Annotated in this window: 19 protein-coding genes and 1 pseudogene; 7 read left to right on the top strand and 13 right to left on the bottom strand. The window is 58.0% G+C overall.

Annotated elements, in window-relative coordinates; translation table 11 throughout:
- Positions 1-152: 152 nt before the first annotated feature.
- From FHS21_RS23005 to FHS21_RS23015, 3 genes are read right to left on the bottom strand one after another with little or no spacing between them, the layout of a single operon-like run.
- Positions 153-1,046, bottom strand: a complete 894-nt coding sequence (locus tag FHS21_RS23005) for an alpha/beta hydrolase (protein WP_183664138.1) — start codon at positions 1,044-1,046, stop codon at positions 153-155.
- 12 nt (positions 1,047-1,058) lie between these two features.
- On the bottom strand, positions 1,059-2,021 hold the full coding sequence (locus FHS21_RS23010; protein WP_183664140.1) for an enoyl-CoA hydratase/isomerase family protein: 963 nt from the start codon (positions 2,019-2,021) through the stop codon (positions 1,059-1,061).
- Positions 2,022-2,081: 60 nt separating this feature from the next.
- Positions 2,082-2,432: a DUF1330 domain-containing protein gene (locus FHS21_RS23015; RefSeq protein ID WP_112532452.1), complete on the bottom strand. Its 351-nt coding sequence runs from the start codon at positions 2,430-2,432 to the stop codon at positions 2,082-2,084.
- 100 nt (positions 2,433-2,532) lie between these two features.
- Between FHS21_RS23015 and FHS21_RS31235 the strand changes: the two genes are divergently transcribed.
- Entirely contained in the window at positions 2,533-2,661 is a 129-nt protein-coding gene (locus FHS21_RS31235) for a hypothetical protein (RefSeq protein WP_281386139.1), read from the top strand.
- A gap of 113 nt (positions 2,662-2,774) precedes the next feature.
- Here FHS21_RS31235 and FHS21_RS23020 read toward each other — a convergent pair whose 3' ends face one another.
- Entirely contained in the window at positions 2,775-3,206 is a 432-nt protein-coding gene (locus tag FHS21_RS23020; RefSeq protein ID WP_162702145.1) for a helix-turn-helix domain-containing protein, read from the bottom strand.
- Positions 3,207-3,628: 422 nt separating this feature from the next.
- Positions 3,629-5,155, bottom strand: coding sequence for an ATP-binding protein (locus FHS21_RS23025; protein WP_183664142.1), 1,527 nt, complete (start codon positions 5,153-5,155; stop codon positions 3,629-3,631).
- Between the two features lie 386 nt (positions 5,156-5,541).
- On the opposite strand from FHS21_RS23025, the gene FHS21_RS23030 reads away from it, so the two are divergent.
- Positions 5,542-6,180: a response regulator transcription factor gene (locus FHS21_RS23030; RefSeq protein ID WP_112532449.1), complete on the top strand. Its 639-nt coding sequence runs from the start codon at positions 5,542-5,544 to the stop codon at positions 6,178-6,180.
- A gap of 293 nt (positions 6,181-6,473) precedes the next feature.
- Here FHS21_RS23030 and FHS21_RS23035 read toward each other — a convergent pair whose 3' ends face one another.
- Positions 6,474-8,129, bottom strand: a complete 1,656-nt coding sequence (locus FHS21_RS23035) for a PAS domain-containing sensor histidine kinase (protein WP_183664144.1) — start codon at positions 8,127-8,129, stop codon at positions 6,474-6,476.
- 209 nt (positions 8,130-8,338) lie between these two features.
- Here FHS21_RS23035 and FHS21_RS23040 point away from each other — a divergent pair, with 209 nt between their 5' ends.
- Positions 8,339-9,925 (top strand): ABC transporter substrate-binding protein, encoded by a 1,587-nt coding sequence (locus tag FHS21_RS23040; protein WP_312879915.1) that lies wholly within the window; start codon positions 8,339-8,341, stop codon positions 9,923-9,925.
- 83 nt (positions 9,926-10,008) lie between these two features.
- Here the strand turns inward: FHS21_RS23040 and FHS21_RS23045 are convergent, their stop codons facing one another.
- Positions 10,009-10,665: a GNAT family N-acetyltransferase gene (locus tag FHS21_RS23045; RefSeq protein WP_183664146.1), complete on the bottom strand. Its 657-nt coding sequence runs from the start codon at positions 10,663-10,665 to the stop codon at positions 10,009-10,011.
- Positions 10,666-10,689: 24 nt separating this feature from the next.
- Complete coding sequence (locus FHS21_RS23050; protein WP_376772192.1) at positions 10,690-11,124, bottom strand: response regulator transcription factor; 435 nt, start codon at positions 11,122-11,124, stop codon at positions 10,690-10,692.
- Between the two features lie 429 nt (positions 11,125-11,553).
- Between FHS21_RS23050 and FHS21_RS23055 the strand changes: the two genes are divergently transcribed.
- From FHS21_RS23055 to FHS21_RS23065, 3 genes are read left to right on the top strand one after another with little or no spacing between them, the layout of a single operon-like run.
- Complete coding sequence (locus FHS21_RS23055; RefSeq protein WP_246411151.1) at positions 11,554-12,489, top strand: ABC transporter permease; 936 nt, start codon at positions 11,554-11,556, stop codon at positions 12,487-12,489.
- Positions 12,486-13,337, top strand: coding sequence for an ABC transporter permease (locus tag FHS21_RS23060; protein WP_246411152.1), 852 nt, complete (start codon positions 12,486-12,488; stop codon positions 13,335-13,337). Before FHS21_RS23055 ends, FHS21_RS23060 begins: the two co-directional genes overlap by 4 nt.
- On the top strand, positions 13,334-14,962 hold the full coding sequence (locus FHS21_RS23065) for a dipeptide ABC transporter ATP-binding protein (RefSeq protein ID WP_183664148.1): 1,629 nt from the start codon (positions 13,334-13,336) through the stop codon (positions 14,960-14,962). Before FHS21_RS23060 ends, FHS21_RS23065 begins: the two co-directional genes overlap by 4 nt.
- A gap of 824 nt (positions 14,963-15,786) precedes the next feature.
- On the opposite strand, the gene FHS21_RS23070 is transcribed toward FHS21_RS23065, so the two are convergent.
- The 5 genes and pseudogenes from FHS21_RS23070 to FHS21_RS23090 all read right to left on the bottom strand — a co-directional run.
- Positions 15,787-16,155 carry a response regulator transcription factor gene (locus FHS21_RS23070; RefSeq protein ID WP_112532443.1) on the bottom strand — a complete coding sequence of 123 codons (369 nt, stop codon included), beginning with the start codon at positions 16,153-16,155 and terminating at the stop codon, positions 15,787-15,789.
- A 106-nt stretch (positions 16,156-16,261) separates the two neighbouring features.
- Positions 16,262-16,897, bottom strand: a complete 636-nt coding sequence (locus FHS21_RS23075) for a response regulator transcription factor (protein WP_246411153.1) — start codon at positions 16,895-16,897, stop codon at positions 16,262-16,264.
- A complete protein-coding gene (locus FHS21_RS23080) occupies positions 16,894-18,486 on the bottom strand; it encodes a sensor histidine kinase (protein WP_246411154.1) in 1,593 nt (530 codons plus the stop codon). Before FHS21_RS23080 ends, FHS21_RS23075 begins: the two co-directional genes overlap by 4 nt.
- Positions 18,483-19,283: an SDR family NAD(P)-dependent oxidoreductase gene (locus FHS21_RS23085; protein ID WP_183664150.1), complete on the bottom strand. Its 801-nt coding sequence runs from the start codon at positions 19,281-19,283 to the stop codon at positions 18,483-18,485. The genes FHS21_RS23080 and FHS21_RS23085 overlap by 4 nt, the downstream gene beginning before the upstream one ends.
- A gap of 564 nt (positions 19,284-19,847) precedes the next feature.
- Positions 19,848-20,195 (bottom strand): annotated as a pseudogene (locus tag FHS21_RS23090) (LysR substrate-binding domain-containing protein); the annotation flags it as partial.
- A 117-nt stretch (positions 20,196-20,312) separates the two neighbouring features.
- Here FHS21_RS23090 and FHS21_RS23095 point away from each other — a divergent pair.
- Entirely contained in the window at positions 20,313-21,431 is a 1,119-nt protein-coding gene (locus FHS21_RS23095) for a mechanosensitive ion channel family protein (protein ID WP_183664152.1), read from the top strand.
- The last annotated feature ends 13 nt before the right edge of the window (positions 21,432-21,444 follow it).

The following is a 21,444-nucleotide window of genomic DNA, read 5'->3' on the forward strand; positions in this document are numbered from 1 at the left end:
CTGACTGGGGTCCGGGACTGGTACCTTGACAAGCACCAACGCCCCGGCAGGCCCAGTGCCACCCGCGACCGCGACGGCTTTCATCGAAGTTGATGATATCATGGGCTCATTACCCTTCTTGCTTGACCAAAATTCGTCATTCGAAACAAGTTTCAAAGGTGTTGCCTGAACCAGGCGATTGACGCCTGTGCCCCTTTTTCAGCCTCGCCAAGGTACTGGTCGTAGTGGCCGCCCTTCGTGATGATGAGCCTCTTTGGTTCGAGGGCGCGCTCGTATGCCCGCAGAGCTACGTCGGTCGCGGCCGTGTGGTCACGCTCGGCTACCAGCATCAGGAGCGGCGTTGGAGAGACCCTTTCGATCCATTCGCCGGGAGAGTACATCCGGGTCCAGCGAGTTGAGCGGACTGTGACCTTATTCTCCCATATGCCCTCCGGCAGAGGCTGGAGATAGAATTTTACCGCATCAGCGTCGTAATACGAGGAGTTCTGTGTCGCCTCCTCGCTTACTATCGCCTGCGTCGCCGGAGGCTCCCCGCGAAGCTGCGCGCGTTCGTCAGCCGCAAACAGAGCCTCCAATGCCGCGACCTTTTGCGGGGCCACGCGCCGCAACCCCGTGGCGTATCCGTCTATCGTGGGTCCTTGCGACACAACTGCCTTCAGCCTCCGGTCGGTGGCACCCAAGACGATTGCGTGGCCGCCAGCAAAGCTCGTGCCCCAGACGCCGATCCTCGCCTCGTCCACTTCGGGCCGGTCCTGAAGGTATGAGATTGCGCGCCGCCAGTCCGTGATCTGCTGCCAAGGATTCACGTCCTGTCGGGGTTCCCCGCCGCTGTCTCCGAACCCGCGGTGATCATGAAGAAGGACCGCGAAGCCCGCTTCCGCAAAAGCTACTGCGGTCTGTTCTAGCCCATGGTATTTGGTGCCCGCATAGCCGTGGGCCATGGTGATGCCCGGTGCCTTTCCATCTGACCGCTTGGGTAGGAATAGCCATGCTGCCAGTTCTATCCCTCCCTCTGCCGGAAAGGTGACGTCGTACTTCGTGAACATGGATGCTGCTCCTCAATGATTGCCAAGAACGCGGATGATGCCCTCTATGGAGAACTCGGCATCGCGGGTCTGAAGTCCAGCCTGCATGGCGGCACGGACCCTCGCCTGTGTTTCGGGGCGCGCCACGCCCAGACCGAACAGGTCTGAGTCCTTGCGGTATGCTTCAGCGCTACCAAGCGTGATGGCGTTGCAGCTTTCCCGGATGTCGTTGATCCCCTCGACGGGAAAGCTCGCGATCCGCTGCGCAAGGGTGGACACGAAGCCTGCGAGCTCTGCTTTCGGAAGCGAGCGGTTGATCCAGCCATATCGTTCAGCAAGGTCGGCGCTATAATCCTGCGCTCCGAGCATAGCCTCCAGGGCGCGGCCGCGCCCCATCAAACGAGAGAGGTGCTGGACCGCCCCGGCCCCTGGGATCAACCCGAAGGCCGCTTCGATTTGGGAGAAGACTGCCGTCTCCTTCGCTGCGAAGCGCATATCGCATGCGAGGATGAATTCGCTGCCTGCTCCGCGGACGCGGCCTTCGATCTGCGCGATTGTAACGAACTTCGCTTCACTCATGTAGCGGAACAGGAGACCTATGGACGCGTCGCCCGCAAGCTTTGCCGCTGCCTCGCGGTATTCTCGGACCTTCGTCATGTCCACGTGGGGGATGAAGTAGTCGCGATCGGCACTTGAGAACACCACGACACGACAGTCTGAGTTCTCTGCATATTCGATCAACCTGACCAATTCGGAAATGAATTCCGGCCCGATCAGGTTGATGGGAGGGGCATCGATGACGGCGTGGGCGACGCGGTTGGTGTGCGTAACGTGCAAGGTGGTAAATGACGTGCTCATCTCTCGACCTATGGTTTTGATATTGCCCCGATCGACGGTTGCGTGGCTCGATGATCGCAGGGCGTCGAAGGTTACGGGCGGGCTGTAATCCGTTGGAATCCCGGTGCCCGGCTGACCGCCGGGACCCGATTCTGGCATAGGATGCAGTGCGCGTCCTCAATCCGTGGAAGGCGCACGCACGCGGAGTTTGCGGGCAGCTCAGCTGCCCCGAATCGCGCGGCGAACCTCGCTGGCAAAGCCCTTGATGGTGAAGTCCTCGGGAATCTGGTCAATTAGAATGAGGTCCGAAATCGCGTTCTTCAGGCGGAGCGGCAGGATCGCTTGATATGCAGGGGAATTGTACCAGGACGTCGCGGCATCGCGGCTGGGGAATTCCATCAACACGACCGAGCCCGGCCAAGCGCCCTCCACGACGTCGGCAGAGCCCTGGGCCAGCCACCTGCCGCCGAAAGGTGCGACCGTTGCTTCGACCTGTTCGAGGTAGGTCAGTCCCGCGTCGTTCGGAATGTCGCCGGGAATGCGCAGATGATTGATGAGATAGGTCTTCATGATAATGCTCCTTGTGTGGTTGGGGGGAAGAATCGCTCGTCCTAGATCAGTGAGGCGAGCTGTGCCTTCTCATAAGGCTGAGTTCGGCGAGCCGAGGACGATGATGACAGACAAACGCGATAGGCGGCCGTTGAAGCAACTGCAGGGCCTTTCCCATGACGGGCGAGAACTCGATGAAATCGATATCGTGTTTCAACTTCGGGATGCGCGTTACGCAAGTCAGAAGTGATCGCGGCTTGCACCTCGGTTGGCTACCACGTCCGCTAATCGAGCTTTTGAGCCACGAAGTCTCTCGTAACACGTGCGCAATTCCTCTACGGTTATATCGCTTCCGCAATTTGCCTAGCAGCCAAGCGCATCTTGCCGGGATACGTCGAATATGTGGTGAGCAGCGCCCGCATTGTCGCCTTGCGCCATTTGCCAATCCTGAAGAGTTGAATCCCGACCCTGCTGTGCGTAGGCGCTGTTTCGAAGCCAATTATTGGGTGGCTCGCCAACTAGCCGAGTGAATAGACGCGTCATGTGCGATTGGTCGGAGAAACCGCAAGCGAGAGCGATCTCCGCAAAATTTAGCTGCTGCGACAGCATTATGGTTTTTGCGCGCTCGATGCGCCGTTTGATGAGATACATATGTGTCGTCTCACCGAAGCTCTGCTTGAAAGCACGCTGAAACTGACTGGAGCTCAGGCCCACCAGGGAAGCGAGTCCGGAGATCAAGATTCGTTGGTCCAGATTGGCGTCGATGAATTTCTCAACCTTTTGCTTTCGGCACATTCCCAACCCGCCCTGACATTTTCGATGACAGATGACCGAAGTTCGCCGTTGTAACTGCGCTTCGATGGAAAGGACTGCTTCATTCGCGCATAACATCGACGTCCTGGTGTCGATGCCCCAAGTCGTCGATATGAATTCGCGCAACCTGGTAAAAAGCTCGAGCCCTGCAGAATGTCTGAGAAACTCGGAATGGAAGACCATGCTGGGTGGGACAGCTAGATCGGTAGTGCCATTTGCAGCAGTGGTTAGTCTTTCTGATCGCACTGAACCATCCTCCGTGTTGTGGAAGCGAGTTGAAGGATACCATTGCGCAAAAGTTCATCATGCGAAGGACGCCGTTTCGCGTCCGCCGTGCACCGTATCCTTAAGGACTGCAAATCAACCTGCGTTGGCAGGGTGTCATGCCGGTCAATCTGCTTTGATCACCATCTCAGTATCCCGATGGTTGACAAAGACTGGCCCGACAATGAACTTGACGCAGTTGTAAATGGGTATCGATCCCGAGTTTGCTCGAGAACGGACGAGAAATACAGGGCATGGCCCTGCGCGATCTCGTCCTTCTCCCCGCGTTCAGCCAGCTTGTACGAGGCATAGGCGCGGGTGGTGTCCAGCAGCCTGTTTTCCGCTGAACCCTGCACAGAAGAAACCTGAATGAGGGATTTGTCACCCAGGTCCGCGATAGCCTGGGTAAGTCCCTCCCGGTCATCCTCGGCATCGCCCACTGCATGTGCAGCCGCCAGCGTCAGTTCACCAACGAACACCGAAAGCCTGGCGAGGACCGCCTGTTCATATGCGGAAAGACGTCGGTAGCTCCAGTCATGCAACGCTTGCAGAGTCTGATGTCTCGGCAAAGCATCGCGGCGTCCCTGCAGGACAAGTTCGGCGCCGTTGTCGATTAGGTCGACTGTTCCGAGAATTCCATATATGCCGACCCGGCTGGCAACCATCTCGATGGCCAGGGCAATGCGGTTAAGTTGGCTGCAGATGTTTGCAACGATGGGAGCTTCTCTGTCGCTAAGAGTTTCGAGGTGGCCGCTGGCAGTCGCCTTGTCCATGAACTGCACGGCCGGGGTCGCCATGGCCTGAAGAGCCGTGGGCGTTTTATCCAGCGGATCATGCAACCGCTGAAGCTGGTGCACGGTCTCACCATCCAGACGCAGGGCTTCCCGGCTGGTGATCAGGAGATGAACCGTCTCCGCTGCCTGAAAAAGAACTTCGGAGAGCGACGCGGCGGCCTCGATGATGTGCTCGCAACTATCCAGAATGAGCAGTGTACGCCTGTCGGTTAGAAAAGTGAAAATCCCCGGCAGAGGGTCCGAATCTGCAACAGGGCAGCCAAAGGCTGACGCGACGGCGCATGGCAGGTCATCCGGGTCGCTGATCGCTCCTCCATCTACAAAGCAGACGCAATCGTCATCGAACTTGTACCGCAGGGAGTGAGCGATCGCCAACGCGACAGTCGTTTTCCCGATGCCACCCGGACCGACCACGCTCACAAAGCGCTGAGACAACACCAGCTGAGCGAGATTTTTGACGGTGTCGTGTCGTCCGACCAGCAATTGGGGCACTTCCGGAAGCGGACCCGATCTCAAAGCGCTGCGGGCAGTGTTATTGTCCCCCGCAGGGCCTTCCGCGCGCTCGTTCCGGAGAGGCGCGACGAACGTATAACCGCGTCCTGGTACGTTCAAGATATAGCGGGCACCATCCTTCCCATCTTGCAGCGCCTTTCGGAGGGCGAAGACGGAAACACGCAGGTTGGCTTCCTCCACAGTCACGTCGGGCCAAATGAGAGCCATGAGCTCCCTCACGCCCACGACTGCTCCTGTACGATCGATCAGAGCAATCAGAAGATCGAGCTTGCGACCGCCGATGACGATCGGGGCACCATCCTTCTCCAGGAGTCGCTTCGAGACATTGAGGCGGAACGGTCCGAAAGAGTAAACTGACATGCGACGCATCCTGTTTCCACGGGGCAAGGCTGACAACCGGTTGACCGATGCTGCCAATTTCCCTTAGAAAACGAGACCGGTCTATAACATGTTTGTGTGATTGTCGGCCATCAGGCCGCAGATAAGTGAAAATGCCATTGAATGGAGGAACACTTGAGTTTGTTATCCGTTTGCGACCGCATTGCGCCCCAGCTGCAACAAATTTTCAATCGGCCTCAACCCGAATGGAATACTATACAGCAATTCTGCGATGAAGCTTTTCTGCGTCATTAAGGGGTACCGCCGAAACATCGCGAAACTGGGCTGCTGCCCAAGCAATGGTCATTTCCCTGCTGTGGCCTAGGCGCCTTATCTGACTGTGCTGCCTGTCGACCTGGAGGATGTAAATGATTAAAGAGCCGTGCCTGATTTACATCGTCGACGACGATCAACGTATTTGCGAGGCCTTATGCGACTTTCTTGAGGCCAACGGTGTCCCCTCACAATCCTTCAATTCCATTGGCGATTATGTCAAGTTCGATCGACCGAACCTGCCAGGCTGCCTTGTGCTTGACATCAACCTGCCAGACATCAGCGGACTTGAGTTTCAATCGCAGTTCGACCGCGAAAGTCATCCTCCGATCGTGTTCGTCACGGGGCATGGGGACATCCCCTCTTCGGTTCGCGCGATGAAACATGGCGCCGTGGATTTCCTGACCAAGCCGTTCGAACATACGGATCTTTTAAACGCCGTTCAAACCGCTGTTGCACAGGACAGGGTGAGACGCGCGCACCAGACAGAACTCACCGTCCTGAAAGCTCGGCTATCGACGTTAACCCCTCGGGAACGCGAAGTTCTTCCGCTTGTCGTGAGCGGGCTGCTCAACAAGCAGGCCGCAGCCAAACTTGCCATCAGTGAAGTCACCTTCCAGATCCACCGCGGGAGGGTAATGCAGAAGATGCAGGCGAAATCGGTGGCACAATTGGTTATGATGGCTCAGACATTGCAGATATCGATGCCCAATGCGAACCGGAGTGGGCGATAAGTGAAACGTCCGCGAGTGCTGGAGGTGCGGGGAGCAAGCCCCTAGCGAGAAAATCGGTCGGCTGGCCTGCGGTTGTCAGGGAGGCAGGCGTGGAGAACAACTCCGAGAGCAATTTCAAAGATGAAAACCAGAGCAAATTCTGTAGTTAAAGCAATGACACAATAACCCCTTGCTTCATTGATTGCATGATAGCTCTCGACGTCACTTTCAACGGAAGCCGCGAACGACTATTCGACCGATGTCTTTGCGATCAAAAGTACCCACGTTTCGCGGGATCGAGTTCGCAAACAGTCTCAACCAGTCGTGCTAGCCATCGCCCGGTCCAACGCTGGAAGACGGATCGAAAAGACGGTTCCGCGTGGTGCGCCGACACCGGCCCAGATACTACCTTCATGCGCCTCCACGATCGACCGGCAAATGGCGAGACCCATCCCCATACCATCGTCCTTGGTCGTGAAGAACGGCTCGAAGATTTTCGAGGGATCTCGAACGCCTGCGCCTGTGTCGCAGACCTCAACGAGAACAGTCTCGCCCAACCGTTGCACCGAGATCGAGAGCGACTTTGGCTCGGTGGTATTCGATTTCATGGCGTCGAGGCCGTTGCGAATTAGGTTGACCAGCACCTGCTGGATTTGCACGCGGTCGGCGAGCACGATGAGGGGTTCTGGATCTAGGACTGTCTCGATGTGCGCACGTTCCGTCGTCGCCTCTTTGATCATGATGTGACGAACCTCCTGCACGACATCGCGAAGGTCGGTCGGAATCCGCATCGGAGGCTTACGCGCGAACAATGCGCGGATCCGGTTCACGATGTCCGATGCTGCCATGGAATCGCGCACGATGCGCTCCGCCGTTGCGCGGGCACGATGCAAGTTTGGAGGATCTGCAGACAACCAGGCCTGACAGGCATGGCTGTTGGTGACGACCGCCGCGAGAGGCTGCTTTACTTCGTGCGCGATCGAGGCCGAGAGTTCGGCGAGAGTTGTGAGATACGAGGCGCGCGTGAGTTGCTCTTGTGCGCTGCGGAACCCGTCCTCCAAACGGACCTGATCGTCGATGTCAAGCGTGATGCCGTACCAGCGCACGGCATTGCCGTCTGCGTCGAGCACGGGCTGGGAACGCAGGTGGACCCAGCGATAAACCCCATCGCCCCGCCTGACACGCGTCCGGTAGTCCATCAGCACAGCGTGTTCCAGGCAATGGGCGCGCGCGACCATAAAATCGTCGCGGTCGTCGGGATGGATCGAGTCGAGCATCTGCGTGCCAGTCAGATTGTCGTAGGTCTTGCCGTGGAAGTTGACGCTTGTCTTGTTGTTGTATTCCTGCAGTCCGTTCCCGCCAGCCACAGAGATCATCGCCGGAATGCTGTCGAGCAGGGAATGCAAGCTCTGTATAGCCGCGGGGTCCTCTTCTTTGACCAATTTCAGTGCGTGGATGTCGACGAGGGTCCCGCACCAGCCAGTCACCTGCCCGTCTTGATTGCGCAGAGCGCGCGCGGTCGACAGGAACCAACGATGCTCCAGGTCCGCACCGCGAAAACGGTACGTTCCCTGGAACTCCCCGCCCGTCTCCCAGACACGCCGCCATTGCAAGGTCGCTTCCTCGACATCGTCGCAGTGAAGAGCGTACTGCAAAGAACAGGCCGTCCCATACGCGTCCGAACCGAAATGGTCTCGGAACTGCGACCCAAGGCCGATAATGCGATGGTCCGCATCCGCAATCCATCCCAAGCCCGGAACGTCCCCTGCGGCTTCATCGGGGTCCCTGACCGGAGATTTGGCACGGCCAAGCCGCCAGGCGAGAAACAGGCCGCCCGCGAGAGCCCCACTTGCGATAGTCAGCCCCTTAGAGGATTCGCCAACCATGTCGACCAGCAGAGCCAGCGCACACAAGGCTGCTGAGGCGGCAAATATGCCGTAAGAAAAGATCGTCGTCGACCAATGCGGCATCCAATTCCCCCGCGTCTCTCCCAACCGGCCGTGTATGCGGTACTGCTCTTATCAAAGCTCCCAGCCGACCGCTATAGTAAAAACCTGTTATAGCGACGCGGCGTTTCGAAACAACGCCGCTGGTCGGCCCTTTCCAGCATTGAACCTGATTGACAGTGATATTTGAATGCCTCAAGGTCTCTCACTGTCTAGGGATGATCGGGTTTCTGGTGACAAAATTTTGTATGATTTCAAAGGAATGGCGGAGAGCATTCTTCGTTAGATGGTTGCCCCTGGCGGTGACTGTGGTGGCGTTGGCGGCCACTGCAATTGCCTTTTCACGTGCAGCCGAGGCGTCCGACTTATCCGTTGCGCGCGAGTTCGATGCCGAGGGCCTCGATCCCCACAGGCATGGCGGCACCAGGTCCATGCAGGTGACCAACCTGATCTTCGACACGCTGCTTGCGATGGACCGCGACGGGGCGATCTATCCTGGCCTGGCCACCGCCTGGCATGCTTCGGAGGACGGCAAGACCTACGCATTGACGATCCGCGATGACGTCAAGTGCCACGATGGCACCGTTCTGGACGCGGCGGCGGTGAAGGCCAGCATTGACCGCGCCACCGACCCCGCCACGCTCAATCCCAACGCCGAGACCTGGGGACCTATCAAGAGCACCAGCGTTTCGGGCAATGTCGTCAGGATCGACCTCAGCGAACCCTTCGGACCGTTCCTGTCGTTCCTGACCAGCATGCCGAGCGCCATCATCTGCCCGGCCTCGGTCTCCGGCGACAAATACCAACCGGTTGGAACTGGCCCGTTCATGTTGGACAAGTGGACGCGGGACGACCAAATGGAACTCGCGGCTAATCCGGACTACCGCAACTTCAACCCGTTGATCGAAAACCCTGGGCAACCTCACATTGATCGGCTGATCCTTCGCACGATCCCCGATGCCGTGGCTCGCATGGCCGCCCTTCGGTCCGGAGAAGTGGACATGGCGGAGCCGTCGCTGGAGGAGGCCGGCGATCTCCGCGCCGATGCCGACCTCCGGCTTTATGCTGCCGAACGCTCCGGTCAGCTGGTGTTTGCGGGGTACACCTGGAAGATTCCACCGTTCAACGACCCAGCCATCCGCATGGCGATAGCCATGGCACTGAATCGCAAAGCCTATGCCGAAGTCGCCTTCGCAGGACTGGCAAAAGTATCCGATTGCCCGGTCGCGGAAGGCCTTTTTGCCTTTGATCCGGAACAGTGTGCTGCCTGGCTCCCGCCCTACGATCCCGAGCGCGCCAGGGCGCTCCTTGCCAAAGCGGGCTATGGTCCTAAAAACCCGCTTGCCATCAAGCTCCTTGGGCCTCGCCGGGATGGATGGGTCGCCGCTTACCAGATGATGCAGCAGGACCTCGCCGAGGTCGGCATCGAGGCGGAGATCGACACACGCGATCCGAGTTCCTTCATTGAACAAATCTCTGGCCTCAATGTCGCCAGCGATGGAAAACCTGCCCTTTGGACTTTCGGTATTTCGGGGGTCGATCCGGATTACCTGTATTTCGTCTGGAAGCGACCCGGCTTTGCCAATATGGGCATAAACGAGGAACTGGACGCGTTGCTCGAGCAGCAACGACGCCTTTCGGGGACCACTCGCTCGGCAAATATCCACGAAATCGAAAAATACCTCTTGGAGAACCAATACATGATACCCCTTCTTTCGCCGGGGTGGTCGTGGTTGATGGCCCACAGCCCCAGGGTCGAGGGCTTCAAGATGGGCTTCATGGCGTCCCAGTACTTCAACGACGTCAAGGTCGCCGAGTAGAGCCCGCAACCTGGAGGCGCCTGACAGCGGCGTGAATGTCAGGTGGCCGCGAGCTTGCGCCACTTTCCGCACAGCAAAATGGGTCAGCCGTCTTTTGCTGGTCGGCGCATCAGCCGCAGATGCAGCCGACCTTCAGCTGCATCGGCCCCAGCAACGACCCGAAAGCCGCGCCCTTCATAAAACCGCACATTTTGGGCGGTCTGTGTCAGGAGGTAACAAGGAAGCGGTGCCGAATCTACCCGCCTGAGTTGTGCTTGTAGGAGCGCGGTACCGATGCTCTGACGCTGGAAGTCCGGATCGACGCCGAGCAGCGAAAGATACCAGTGGGGCTCGGCTCTCCGCGTGCGGTGCAACCCCTCAAGATCGGACATCATGCTCCGGATGCGAGACCAGGCAATGTCGCCGATCATTTGTGGCACGTCCCACAGGCCGGACTCGCGCAGGACCGGCTCCTGCGGAGGCTGTGTTCCTGGCGGAAACCAGATAGCTATGCCCCGGCCCCCGACATTCACCTCGACGCGCCCTTCGAGACAGGCATATCGGATAAAGGCCGAAGCCATCACCACACCCAGGCGGTGACGGACGTCATCATCGGGAAGCACCCAGACCATACCCGAGTCACGGAAAAAGGATCTCGTCACGACCGCTGCGGCCCATTCGATGTCCGCTGGCGTCAACGGTCGTGTCTCCTCGATCTGGGTATTACCGCCGTTGACGCCACGAATATTCAACACAACCACGGCTGATCTCCTGCCAATTCAGTGTTAACGCTGCTTGCGGCTCAGAAGGGCGCGGTCGACTGCCGCAAGCAGCGCCGCTGCGTAAAAGGGCTTGCGGAAAAGGCCGTAATGGCCCTGGGCATCAGCCCGCTGCTGATCGGCGACGTGGTCGCGGGCAGTGATAAATATAACCGGCAGATCCGGTCGCTCTATGCGTGTGCGTCGGCATAGCTCGAAACCGTCGATTTCCGGCAGTCCAATATCGGTGATGAGGCAATCGAGCGATTGTAACACCTTGCTCGCAAGAAGGAATTGAGGAGAAGGATAAGCGTGGACGGTATGGCCGACCGCCTCCAGGAGTTCTCCCATTGACTCGAGCACATGGGCGTCATCATCGACAACGGCGATAATTGATGCCGCACGTGATGTCATGTCGACTGCATCCTTCTGACGGCTAACCCTCTTGACTTTTTTTGCCATTTTACCAGTTCGCCTCCCGAACTCGTTGCACGCAACGCCGCAGCCCGTAGCGTGACCGGCATCAGTGCAGCTCATTCAAACATGCTTTGCTCAAAGCTCGCCTCAAATCGCATGCGTTGGCAAGATGCGGGCTCAATGCCAGCAGGTATTTCCGTCACAATAGCAAATCAAAGTTCTGCTTCGCTATAATGGAAGAACATTATGGACACCGGGTTGGCCGATGAAAAAGATAGCGACCGTCGTGGCCGGTTGCGACGCCTGAAGGCGACATGAAAGTGGACGCTTGCGGCAGACAGAAAATCGGCTGCCAGCCGAGAGCGATGCGATCGTTCCGGTCTGCCCTGATTGTCGCCTCTGCCCGGCAGATCGGGTTTGCACGCCTCTTTCATCGCCGAATGATTTGGCATACCATTGCCGGGTGGCCCGGAAATGTTGACGGAAATGATAGCCCTCATTGCCAAGCGGATATTGGCCGCTTTTTTTACAGTGCTGGCTGTCCTTATGCTGGCCGGCGTTCTTGTGCATGCTGTGCCGGGCGATCCGGTGACCGCGATGATGGCCAGTTCCGCCTCAATGACGCCCGACGCCGTAAACGAAATGCGCGACCGGCTCGGGCTCGATCAACCGATCTGGAGGCAGGTCGGCGACTACGTGCTCAATGCGCTGACAGGCGACCTGGGTACAAGTTTTCGTGCAAACGAGCCGGTCGCTCTTCTTATTCTTGAAAGACTGCCGAACACCCTGCTGCTATCGGTTGCAGGGCTTGGTCTGGCGGCAATGATCGGTGTGCCGGTTGGTGTCGCCGCTGCCGTCAACCGTGGCAACGGTGTCGACACCTTCCTGACGACCATCATGGTGCTGGCCTTTTCGGTTCCTGGCTTCTGGCTTGGGCTGATCCTGATGCAGATCTTCGCCCTGCGGTTGCGATGGTTGCCGGTGGCCGGCACCGACCTGGAGAACATGGTGCTGCCAGCGCTCACCTTGGGTCTCGCCTATTCCCCAATCGTCGCGCGGATGACGCGGTCCGCGTTGCTGGACGTGCTCGCGGAAGACTTTGTGCGAACTGCACGTGCGCGGGGATTGCCCGAGAGCCAGGTACTGGCGGTACATGTCTTGCGGCCGGCGCTCGTCAATATCGTGACGATCCTCGGCATTGGTTTCGCCTCCATGATGGGCGGACAGGTGATCATCGAAAGCGTCTTTGCCTGGAACGGGTTGGGACGACTGGCCGTACAGGCCATGCTGCAGCGGGACTATCCGGTGATCCAGGGCTTCGTCGTGGCCTTCGCTACCTCCATCGTCGTCATCTCGACATGCCTGGAACTCTTGTATGCGCTGCTCGACCCGAGAATGAGGCGGCTTTGACGCGCGCGCTCGGCGGCACCCATTCGGCCGGTTGGCGTGCCCACTGGAGGTTTATTCTCGGCCTCGGGATCGCAATTTTCCTGGCCGCGGCCGCGCTGCTTGCTCCCTGGGTGGCCCCGTTCGAACCCAATCGCATGGCTGTCGGTCCTCGGCTTGCTGCACCCAGTGCGCGGTTCATATTTGGGACGGACGAGTTCGGGCGCGATCTGTTCAGTCGCGTCCTCGTAGGCGCCCGCCTGTCGCTGGGCATAGGAATCTGCGCGGTGGCTGGCGGGCTGCTGGTCGGCGGCCTCATCGGGCTCGCGGCAGCGTTCTCCGGCAGGATCATCGAAGTTGCGTTGTTGCGCGCCGTGGATTTTCTATATGCCCTTCCTGACACGCTGATAGCACTTTCACTGGTTGCTTTCCTCGGACCGGGAACGCTGAATGTGGCGACTGCGATCGCAGCCGGCATGGCGCCGGTGTTTGCGCGAACGACATACGGGCTCGCCGCCGTGGAACGAGGCAAGCCCTATGTTGAGGCCGCCTCGCTGGCGACCACTGGGCCCTTTAGGCTGGTGCGAGTCCATGTCATGCCGAACATCGTTCAAAGCGTAGCGGTCATGGCGACGCTCGGCGTTTCCTCGGCGGTGCTAGCTGCTGCAGGGCTTTCCTTCCTCGGCCTGGGCGTGCAGCCCCCTGCTCCGGAATGGGGTCTGATCCTGGTTTCCGGCGCCAACTACATGAATAAGGCGCCCTGGATCCTGTTCTTTCCGGGCCTGGCAATCTGCCTGACTGCGCTGTCGCTCAACCTGATCGGCGACGGGTTGCGCGACATGTCCGATCCCCGCGGTGGGAGAACTTCTTGACGCGAGGACCGGCACTGTCCCTGGACAATTTGACCGTCACCTACAATACCCCCGGCGGCCCGGTCGTGGCACTTGAGGATGTCAATCTGGCGTTGCTGCCCGGAGAGGTCATGGCCCTCGTCGGGGAGTCTGGCAGCGGAAAGTCTACGATCGCGCTGGCTGCCATGCAGCTGCTTCCGCCTTCCGCGAATGTCTCCGGTCGAATATGCCTGAACGGCGTCGATCTTGCCGATCTGAATCGGAAGGCGATCAATCGCTTGTGCGGCGCACACATCGGGATGATCTTTCAGGAGTCGATGAGCTCGCTCAATCCCGTCTTGACGATTGCGCGCCAGATGACCGAGGGTCTCGTTTTCCATCGTGGCGCCACCCGCGGGGCCGCGAGGAGCTCGGCGCTCGCCGCCCTTGATGAGGTCGGGATTGCCGATCCGGAGCGGGTCATGGCGCAGTATCCCCACCAGCTTTCCGGTGGCATGCGGCAGCGTGTGTCGATCGCCGCCATGCTAGCGCTCGAGCCCGGCGTCATTATCGCCGACGAGCCCACAACCGCACTCGATGGGGGCATGCGGGCCAGAGTGCTGGATCTGTTGGGGGCCATCAAGAGCCGCAACAAATGCGCGATCCTCCTGATTACGCACGACCTTAACGTGGTTTCGCAAGCAGCCGACCGTGTCGCGGTCATCAAATCCGGTCGCTTGGTCGAGCGTGGAGATGTCCGATCGGTATTCTCGAACCCGCGCCATCCCCACACCATCAGCATGCTTGCGTCGCGTCTGACGCTGGACATTGCAGGAGTGCACCCGAAGGCGTACCCGGCCGTCGGCTTGGCATCCAGGGACGACCCGCCGCCCAAACTCGTGCTAGATAACATTTCCCAACGTTTCGGCACGCGAGAGCACCCGGTTAATGCGCTGAAGAACGTTTCGCTTATGCTCAAATGTGGCGAAACCCTGGGTATCGTCGGTGAAAGCGGCTCCGGCAAGACGACGCTTGGCCGAATTGCGGTCGGCCTCGACCAGCCCACGTCGGGCCGGATATACATTTCCGACCAGGATGCGCGCAATCCGCCGGCGCGCCCCCTTCGAAAGGAGTTCCTGCAATGTCAGATGGTTTTCCAGGACCCACACAGCTCGCTCAATGCGCGTTTGACCGTAGCGCGTCAGCTGGGTGAGCCGATCTTCGCCAGTGGTGTTCGCGACTGGAGCGCCATTCGCGCCCGCGCGACCGAACTGTTTCGGCAGGTGGGACTCAGTTCTGATGGTCTCGACCGCTACCCGCATGAATTCTCGGGCGGCCAGCGCCAAAGGATCGCCATTGCCAGAGCCTTGGCTGCAAACCCTCAGGTCATCGTCGCCGACGAACCGGTTTCATCGCTCGAGACGGCCACCCAAGTGCAGATTCTCGATCTTCTGAAAGAAGTCGGACGGCAGAACAATATTTCCTACATTTTCATTTCTCACGACATCGCCGCGGTTGCCAGAATATGTGACAGGATCGCCGTGTTGCAGCATGGTCGAATTGTTGAACTGGCGCCGACCACGCAACTCCTCACCAGTCCGTCACACCCATACACTATGGCAATGCTAGATGCCGCGCCCCGCAAGGCTCTAAACTACCGCCGCTGAGTGGTGGTTCAAAACACTCTGGACGCCCAATCTTGCCCCAGGATGACGACTGCTTTGCTCGACCGTCTCACCCGCCACTGCGAGATCAGCGCCTGATAGCCCCAACGCAGTTCCGCCCGGCGAGCGCTGACCATTTTGCTCTAACGAGAGGTCCCTTTTGCGCGCCGATCCAGGGGCCCTATTGTGGGCTGATTTGGCACTGGACGGTGCAGCGGCGCGCGCAGCGCTTATTGGACAGAACTTGTTTCTCGGGGCCCAATACGGAGCATCGTGAATCTCGCTTGATTTCGTCGCTCTCGCAGGATGCTATAATGACCGGTATCGTCACACTAGCGATCTTCATATCCGCTGTGTGCGCTGGATCGCCGCTGTTCTCGCTGAGGACTGGTCCAGAGGCAATCATTTACGGTGTTTCATCTTCAACGACCTCGACCCTTTGCTCCCCCTCCTCGTCCCCGTCCCCTGCCCGCTCGAGCCCAGTAAGGATATCACCTGAAGCACTTGAAGACCGCCACCTCTTCGACGTGCGCGTCCTCAGGCTGGATCGGGCAGGCCTGGCTAACGACATATGTGGATACGATCGTTGGAATTGGAGAAGGCGACGGTCCAGGTGCGGTTTTGCCAAGCCTTGCAACATTAGCCGAAACGCCGAAGTCTCACGTCACCAGTGGTTGGTAACTGCTGTTCGCTGCGGCAAAGAGTGTCCAGGATACTGCTGCCCTCGGGGGATTCTCTGATGGGCTGTGTGAAGGTAAAGACGCGCTTACTGATTTTGCCGCTTCAAACAACACTCTCCAGTCATTCCAACAAGCGCTCCGACAAAGTCATTTGGCCAGGCACTGTTCAACGCACTCGATCACATCCTCACAATCGAAAGGTTTCTTGAAATAGGCAGCGGCCCCAGCTGCCATGACCTGCCTGTGTATCCGCTCATCCTCAAATGCCGTAATGAATATGACCGGTGTAGTGTCGCCGGCCTTACGCAGGATGTCGAACAGCTCTACCCCGCCCATCCCATCCATCTGCACATCCGTTATCAGGCAGTCAATTTCGACGCAGTCTCTTTGAGCCAGGAAGGCTTCGGCGTTTGCAAAACCATGGACATCGAGACCGTGAGCACCGATCAGATTCTCCAGTGCAGCCAGCAGGGATGCGTCGTCCTCGACGACAGCTATGGATTTCAGATTGGACAAGGAAAGCCTTTTGCGTACTCAACGCACTTTAATAACATGCAAACAAATGCGCCTGTCGCCGACGAAATTCAATCATACTCAAGTTTAAATGGTTTATATTCAGCGATTACGTTTTCAGGTGCGGCAGGATCGTCTCGTATCCCTTGACAAGCTCGGCAAACGTCCGCACTCCCATCTTCTCCATCACATGGCCGCGATGGATTTTTACCGTTATTTCACTGACGCCCAGTTCGCCGGCAATCTGTTTGTTCATGAGGCCGGTCGTCACCAAGGCCAATACCTGGCGTTCGCGCATTGTCAGGTCCTCATACCGCGTCATGAGCGCGGATACTTCATCCTCGGCAGCTCGGCGGCTCCGGTCCAGCGCCAACGCATTGGAAACTGCATCGAGCATGTCCTGGTCGCGGAACGGCTTGATGAGGAAATCGATCGCCCCCGCTTTCATCGCCCGCACGGACATCGGAACATCGCCGTGGCCTGTCATGAAAATAATCGGAATGTTGTTGCCAATCTTCGCCAACTGGTTCTGAAAGTCGAGGCCACTGACAGCCGGAAGCCGGATATCCAGGACAAGGCAACTCTCCGACGCGCCGCCCTTTGCAAGACGAACCAGGAGTTCCGAAGTTGAACCGAACAGCTCGACACCCATTCCGACCGATTCAAACAGATTGTGCAATGCCTCCCGCAAGTGCACGTCGTCGTCAACGACAAAGACAAGCGGCGATGTTGGCTTCACCATCATCCGGCCTCCGTTTTTACGGGAATGGTGAATTCGAAGGTTGTTCCCGCACCCTGCAGGGAGTTCGCGGTAATGCTCCCTCCATGGGCAGTCACGATGGATTGGCAAATCGACAAGCCCATTCCCATGCCTTCAGGCTTGGTCGTGTAGAAGGGGCTGAACAGTTTTTCCCGGGTTTCAGGTGTAAGCCCTGGCCCGCTGTCGTGGATTTTCACGAGGGCCGCGCGTTCATGGGCAATTGATTCTATCAGCAGATTCCGAATATTTTCGGATGTCTGTGACATGGCCTGAATAGCGTTCAATACGAGGTTCAGGATTACTTGCTGCAGTTGTACCCTGTCACCACAGACCTGTGGGAGGTCGGCAGCCAAAGCGAATTGCAGGCTCACCCGATTGATGTCAATTTCCCTTTGGACCAGTGCAACCGTCTCTTGCAGAACGTCGTTCAGGTTGACGTGTGACGCGACCGGAGACGATTTCTTCGACAATGCACGCAGGTTCTTGATGATCTCGCTGGCGCGTTTGGCATCGGCGACCATGCTCTCCATCGAAGATTGAACTTTCGCCAGATCCGGCTCGGCACGTTTCAGCCAACGCAAGCCTGCTGCCCCATTGGTAATCATGGCAGCCAACGGTTGATTGATTTCATGGGCGATCGACACTGTCAGTTCCCCAAGCGTTGCGACCCGGGCAACATGTGTCAGCTCCATTCGGGCGGAATGAAGCTGATTTTCAGTTTCCCTCCTCGCGGTTACATCCATGATACTGATCAGGACCATGTCGAGAGCCGGACGATCAGCTGGAAATGCAGCGTTATAGAGAACAGTGAGTTGTGTGCCCTCTGCATCGTTGATCACCGTTTCAGCTTCATAACTGGGACTACCGGCCCAGATTGCTGCGAGGAACTTCCATGACTTGTCCATATCCGCGGTGATAATAGTTGGCAGCATCCTCTCCAGCGCATGGATGTCTCCGGCATTGAATATCTTCAGAGCTGTTTCGTTCGCGTTGATCAGCCGTACGGTTTTCGGAATTTTGTTGAGAAATCCTGGATCGAGTTTACGCGCCAGATCGATGTCCCGTATGCCGTCGCTCTTAAGCTTTTCAATGGCGTCTTTAAGCCCGCTGAAATCCATCTGGAGAATGCCCACTCCCGTCGCCAGAAAAATGGTGCGGTAACGCAGTTCACTTTCGGCCAAGACATTCATTGACGTTTTCAAGCGGTAACCGAGGAGTGTTGTGATGGCGATAGCGGCAAGACTGACCAGGCAACGCGCCAACGAATCCTCCAGTTCAATGAGATTATCCGAATGCGATATCAGAAAGCTCAGGACGGTAAGCCCCATGCACGCCGCGCCGACCAACACGATGCCGTTCGGGCCCGCAAAATTAAGAGCCAACAGCACCACGCCCACGTAGAGCACGGCAATGGCAATGTCCAAAGTCGTCAAAGTGTCCAGGAGGAAAACCGCTGAAGCGATGAGGATTGCAGCGAGCGGTGAAAATCTCGACATGCGGTTCCCCAATGTCACCGCGTTCATGTGGCCGGCCATCGCCACACGCTCCAATGAACCCGAGATTGTCGTCGTCATGACTTCGCGTAACGCGGTGCCGGTTTCCCGGTCTGGGTCGCGAGGAACAGTTTGGACCGGGCCGCGTCATATGCATCCCAGAGGCTGGCGTCGGCAACCGAAGGCAAGGTCACGTCTTCGTGATTGTCCAATCCTGCCAGGGCGGCATCGACCATATCCTCGGCCGACATGATTTTCGCCTTGTTCAGCGAGGCCAACGGAACGCCCGAAAGATCCCAAAGTTCGGTCGCGGTTGTGCCGGGAAGCACGACCTGCAAGCGCACCCCGGTACCCGCGAGTTCCTGTTGCAGTCCCCGGCTGAAGTTCAGGACATAGCCCTTGGTGCCGCTGTATATCGCGCTGGTGGGCAGGGCGTGCAGGGAAAGGACGGACGCGATATTGATGATGAGGCCGTCCTTTTGCGACAGGAACGAGGGGAGCACGGCCTCTGTAAGACGCGTCAACGCGACAATATTCAACGCGATCATGGAAGCAGATTCGGCCGCAGATGTATCGGCCAGAGGAGCCAACCTCGAATTGCCGGCATTGTTAACCACAACCCTCAAAGCCGCACTATCGGCAAGACTTCCTGCAACACGGACGAGATCGGCCTCCTTTGTCAAATCGGCGCTGATCACTTCGACTTCGACACCATAAACGGCGCTCAGTTGCCCGGATAAAGCTGCAAGACGCTCCCCGCGGCGGGCGATCAATATGAGATCGTAACCTCGCGCCGCGAATCTTTCCGCATAAACCGAACCTATCCCGGAAGATGCTCCGGTGATTGCTGCCACTTTCCTTGTCCCTGAAGTCGTCATGGGCGGACGTTTCCTTGTCAGTTGTGAAAAGTCGTTGGATTCTGTTTTCGCAGTTGTCTTGACGAGCCGTCGAGCTGCTGGCGGCCGCCAAGGCTACGATTCCGGCCCAACAACATCCAGAGCGTATCTGATTTGTTCATCGGCGAACGTCCTCCATAAAGGAGCGGGTACGCGAAAGCAGGTGCCGGTCCATTAATGTCATGAGGCGATCCTCCTTGAATGGCGGTTCCGCATAGCGCCAGCAACACGGTGCAGAAGTCCGGATGAAATGAGTGGTGTAATTGCTTAACTATCCCGCATCCAACCGCTTGGATTGGAGCCAAGTTGCGTTCCTTGAACAAACACGGCAAATTCCACCAAGGAACCCGATTGCGGTGCAGCGCTGGGCACGAGGAAACAAGGTCCATTTGAACAATACCTGCCGTTCAGACAACAACAAGATTGGCATGTGCCGAAAAGCCAGGTGACTTATCGAGTGGCGGCTTGCACTGGAAAATTAGACGTTGCGTGCACTCACCGTCTCGCTCGCGATTGACCGCTCACCGCATATCGAAATCCGTCATATCAGGCCGCCGATTTGATGTGGTCGATGAAAGCCCGAAGCTTGGGGAGCATCTGGCGCTTGCCCGGATGGTAGAGGAAGACGCCCGGCGTCATGACGGCGAGGTCGTCGAGCACCGACTCCAGCTTTCCGTCGGCGATCGGTGGGCGGATGAGCGGCCCCGGCGCCTGCGCCAGTCCCACGCCCTGGATCGCCGCCCCAAGCAGCGTCGTGTAGTCATGCGCGATCAACGGGCCCGAGACCGCAACCTCGATCCGCTCGGTGCCGTCGACAAAGAACCAATGGCCGATCGCGCCGTTCGAACGGCGTATGCGCAGGCAGGCGTGCCGGCGCAAGTCTTCCAGACAGTCCGGACGGGAGGATTTTCTGCGATGGGTACCGCCGCTGGTTCACATTGTTACCCAGGCAATTTGCGGTGTGCTGTGACGCACTCTTTCAATATCCCGCGCTGCACTCTACTTTGTGGCATGACAGATTTTATTATCCACCTCGAAGCGCAGGTGGGATGGTTGCCGGACTGGATCATCAGCCTTGCCCTCATCGCCGGCGCGGTTGGCATTGCTTTGGTCGCGCATCGCGCTCTTTACAAGCTGCTTACCCGTATCGTTGCCGCTCGGGATTTGTTCTGGCGCTCGCTGGTCTCACGGACCGAGCGCGCCGCCCGCTTTGCGGTTGTGGTGGCTGCACTCGCCCTCGCGGTTTCGGTCGCGCCCCTGACCGATCTGCAAGCCTCGGTGCTTCGTCATGGTCTGCTCATCTGCTTCATCGCGCTGATTGCCTGGATGGTCAAGTCGGCCGCGCATATCTGGACCACCGTTTATCTAAGGCGCTTCAAACTTGATGCCGAAGACAATCTGCTGGCGCGCAAGCATGTGACGCAATCGCGGATCATCGGGCGAATCATCGACCTGTTGATCATAATGATCGCGGTCGCCGCTGCATTGATGACTTTTGATGCGGTCCGGCAATATGGTGTCAGTCTTTTGGCATCTGCCGGTGCAGCTGGCATTGTGGTTGGCTTGGCGCTTCAACCGGTCCTGAAGAATCTCTTCGCGGGCATTCAGCTTGCTATCACCCAGCCGATCCGCATCGATGACGCACTGCTTGTTGAAGGCGAGTGGGGCAATGTCGAGGAGATCACCTCAACCTATGTCGTTGTCAAAATATGGGACTGGCGGCGCCTCATTCTTCCGCTCAGCTACTTCATCGAGAACCCGTTCCAGAACTGGACACGCGAGAGCGCCTCGCTGATTGGCACAGTGATGATCTACCTTGATTACAGTGTGCCGATCGCAGTGCTTCGCAGCAAGGTTGAGGAGATTCTCGCCGCTTCCAAGCTATGGGATCAGCGCGTCGCCAATGTTGCCGTCACCGATTTTAAGGAAAACGTGATGGAAATCCGTATCCTTGTGTCCGCGACGAATTCCGGCCGAACATTTGATCTGCGTTGCGAGGTTCGCGAAAAGCTGATTGATTTCGTTCAGCACGAATATCCGCAGGCATTGCCGCGGATTCGTTTGAATCCCGGCAATGTCGCGACAACAGGGCAAACGGGGACGAACCAATCAGCAACGCGAGAGAACTGAGATTCGCTCAGCC

The sequence above is a fragment of the Phyllobacterium trifolii genome (genome assembly GCF_014192095.1).
GTDB classification, from domain to species: Bacteria; Pseudomonadota; Alphaproteobacteria; order Rhizobiales; family Rhizobiaceae; genus Phyllobacterium; species Phyllobacterium trifolii.